A 3861-nucleotide genomic window follows, 5' to 3' on the forward strand; every position below is an offset into this window, starting at 1 on the left:
CGAAACAGGTGCGGCCGCGGGTGATTGCTGCGGCGGCGCAGAGACCACCTGCTGCTGAGATAGATAGGTTGATTAATGAAGTTTTTGGACAATGTGCCCCGGTTCGTCTTTTTCACCGGCAAGGGCGGGGTCGGTAAAACCTCCACCGCGTGCGCCACCGCGATCACCCTGGCCCGCCGAGACAAGAAAGTCTTACTGGTCAGCACCGATCCGGCATCCAACGTCGGGCAGGTGTTCGGAACGACCATCGGCAACACCATCACCGAGATTGGCGCGGTCGCCGGGCTGTCGGCGTTGGAGATCGACCCGGCGCAGGCGGCCGACGCCTACCGCGAACGTATCGTCGGCCCGGTGCGCGGGCTGCTGCCCGAGGCCGAGATCCGGTCGATCACCGAACAACTGTCCGGATCGTGCACCACCGAAATCGCCTCGTTCAACGAATTCACCGAACTGCTCACCGACGCCGGCGGCACCCTCGGACACTTCGACCATGTGGTGTTCGACACGGCCCCCACCGGGCACACCATCCGGCTTTTGCAGCTGCCCGGGTCGTGGACCGACTTCCTCAACGACGGCAAGGGCGATGCCTCCTGCCTGGGACCGCTATCCGGCCTGGACCGCCAGCGCGTCGCCTACTCCGACGCCGTTGCGGCGCTGGCCGATCCGGCGCGCACCCGACTGGTGCTGGTGGCTCGGGCCCAAAAATCCGCTCTCGCCGAAACCGCTCGTACCCGTCGGGAACTGGCCGCGATCGGGTTGACTCGCCAGCATCTGGTGATCAACGGGGTCCTGCCAACCCCCGACGACGACAGCGACCCGCTGGCGACGGCGATCTATCACCGTGAGCAGGACGCGATCGCGCACCTGCCGGCCGAATTAGCCGGGCTGCCCATCGATCAGGTCGAACTCAAGGCCACCAACATCGTCGGCGTAGAGGCGGTGGCCGCGTTGTTCACCCCCACCTCGGCCGTGCCGGCCGCCGCAGCTCCGTCCGATGCCGGATCGCCGGCGACCGGGGCCACCCTCACCGATCTGACCGACCAACTCGCCGACCAGCAGCACGGCTTGATTTTGTGCATGGGCAAGGGCGGGGTCGGCAAGACGACCATCGCCGCGGCGATCGCGGCCGCGCTGGCCGGTCGCGGGCACCAGGTGCACCTGACCACCACCGACCCCGCCGGCGATCTCACCGACACCGTCGATGAGGACCTGCGCAACCTGCAGGTGTCCCGGATCGACCCTGCCGAAGAGACTCGCCGATACCGCGAGCACGTGTTGGCCACCAAGGGCGCCGCGCTCGACGCCCAAGGCCGCGCGATGCTCGCCGAGGATCTGCGCTCACCCTGCACCGAAGAGGTCGCCGTGTTCCAGGCTTTCTCCCGCGTGATCGGCGAATCACGGCGCAAGTTCGTCGTCGTCGACACCGCGCCGAGCGGGCACACTCTGCTGTTGCTCGACGCCACCGGCTCCTACCATCGTGAGGTTGCCCGCCAACTAGGAGACGCGCATTTCGTGACACCGCTGATGCGGCTACAAGACCGGCAAGAAACCAAGGTCATCATCGTCACGCTCGCCGAAACCACCCCAGTCCTCGAAGCCGCGGGCCTACAGGCCGAACTCCAGCGCGCCGACATTCACCCGTGGGCGTGGGTGATCAACAACTCGCTGGCCGCGGCCAACCCGAGCTCACCGCTGCTGCGAAAACGAGCAGCCGCCGAGCTGCCGCTGATCGACACAGTGAGAACCGAGCTTGCCGAGCGCACCGCGCTGGTTCCTATGCTGGCCGCCGAACCGCGTGCCGTTCCAGACCTGGAAGCGCTCGCGGCGACCCGAGCCGCGGCAACTCGGTAGCCGTTGTCGGTCGTCTCGGCGCGCGCCGGGCAATCCTCCGCCACCTCGAATCAGGAGTTCACCCATGGTCACTCGTCATGTCATCGCGGTCGGCGGCAGCGACGCCGGCATCAGCGCCGCGCTGCGCGCCCGCGAACTCGACCCCAGCACCGAGGTCACCGTCGTCGTCGCCGACGCCTACCCCAACTTCTCCATCTGCGGCATCCCCTACTACCTCTCCGGTGAGGTCACCCACTGGAAAAACCTGGCGCATCGCACCGCCGCCGACCTCGAAGCCACCGGCATGAGCCTGCGCACCGACACCCGGGTCACCGCCATCAACGCGGCCGCGCATACCGTCGACGTCGTCGACGCCGCTGGCGCGGTAAGCCAACTGGGCTACGACGCGCTGATCGTGGGCACCGGCGCGGTCAGCGCGCGACCGCCGCTGCCCGGCCTGGTCGGACCCGACGCGCTCGGCCCGCCCGACGGGGTGCACCTGCTGCACTCGATGGGCGACACCTTCGCGGTGATGGAGTCGCTGACCACCCGCGCCCCGCGGACCGCGGCCATCATCGGTGCCGGCTACATCGGCTTGGAGATGGCCGAAGCGCTGACCACCCGCGGCGTCCACGTCATTCAGATCGAAGCCCTGCCCGAGGTCCTGCCGACCGTCGATCGCGAACTCGGCGGCCTGATCCGCGCCGAACTGCACCGCAACGGCGTGGAGGTGCTCACCGACACCGCAGTCACCGGCATCGAGCGCGCCGAGAACGGCGCACTCACCGTGACCGCCCGCCACGACAACCAAACACATAGCCGCACAGTCGATCTCGTTCTCGTCGTGGTCGGTGTGCGGCCCGACACCGAGCTGGCCGCGCGCGCCGGCGCCGAACTCGGCAGCAAAGGCGCCATCGTCGTCGACGAAGCCATGCGCACCAACCTGCCCGACGTCTTCGCCGCCGGCGACTGTGTGCACACCCATCATCGGCTGCTCGGCCTGACCTGGCTGCCGCTGGGCACCACCGCGCACAAACAAGGCCGCGTCGCCGGCGAAAACGCCCTCGGCGGCGACGCGCGCTTCGCCGGCAGCCTGGGCACCCAGGTGGTCAAAGTGTTCGACCTCGTCGCCGCGCGCACCGGGCTGCGCGAACACGAGGTCCGCGCCGCCGGGCGCGGCTGGGCGCCGGCCACCACCGCCAGCGTCTGCGACGACCACAAGGCCTACTACCCGGGAGCCACCCCCATTCACCTGCGGGTCACCGGCGACCAAGCCAGTGGGTTGCTGCTCGGCGCCCAGCTCGTCGGGCACCGCAGCGCCGAAATCGCCAAACGTGTCGACACCTACGCCACCGCGCTGTTTCACACCATGACCGTCGACGCCGTCAGCGAGCTCGACCTGTCCTACACACCCCCGCTCGGATCGCCCTGGGACGCCGTGCAACTCGCCACCCAACATTGGGTCCGCGACCACCGCCCGGCCGCCCGATCAGGCGGCCCCAGACAGACCGCCGATGTGTAGTCAGCGTCTTAGCTTGATGTTGAACCTGTTCGTAGGTGTTTCATTCTGATGCGGGGCTTGCTTAGTCCTGTGTCGTTGTCGGATCGCGCTGAGCGCCCTCCCACCGCAGCGACCGGCTTGGCAACCTGGTCTACCGCAGCATGACCACCGGCGCCAGACCTGTCGAACAAGCCGGGCGCGGCCCACGGGTTGAATACCTTGGACTGGCCGCTCAATCTCACTACGGCATCGCCGATGTGGCCACCGGCGGCGCGACCCTGTTCGATCAGCACGGACCGATCGGCACCAGCTCCGCGCTGGCCATGGGCCAGCCCTCCGACGCTTTCAGGCTGTCCTATCTCTAGATAGTTCACCGGACCGACGAGCGAATCATAAGAATCGGTCGATCGACGCCCAGCCAGGCCCCAATGCGAAGCCTTCAAGGACAAGTTATGGGCGGGAAGTCCCGGGTGAACCACCAATGGGGTCACCTCAACGCGGCCGACGCCACGTGTCGCTAGCGTCCTGGG

The 3861-nt window shown here is 67.9% G+C and carries 2 protein-coding genes and 1 pseudogene; all 3 read left to right on the plus strand.

Features of this window, described 5'->3' with window-relative positions; all coding sequences use genetic code 11:
* Positions 1-75: 75 nt before the first annotated feature.
* Positions 76-1851, plus strand: a complete 1776-nt coding sequence (gene arsA / locus ABDV69_RS19140; RefSeq protein ID WP_343577214.1) for an arsenical pump-driving ATPase — start codon at positions 76-78, stop codon at positions 1849-1851.
* 64 nt (positions 1852-1915) lie between these two features.
* Positions 1916-3352, plus strand: a complete 1437-nt coding sequence (locus ABDV69_RS19145) for an FAD-dependent oxidoreductase (RefSeq protein WP_343577217.1) — start codon at positions 1916-1918, stop codon at positions 3350-3352.
* Positions 3353-3543: 191 nt separating this feature from the next.
* Positions 3544-3696 (plus strand): annotated as a pseudogene (locus tag ABDV69_RS19150) (thioesterase family protein); the annotation flags it as partial.
* Positions 3697-3861: the final 165 nt, after the last annotated feature.

The sequence above is a fragment of the Mycobacterium sp. genome (genome assembly GCF_039583785.1).
In the GTDB taxonomy this organism is placed as follows: Bacteria; Actinomycetota; Actinomycetes; order Mycobacteriales; family Mycobacteriaceae; genus Mycobacterium.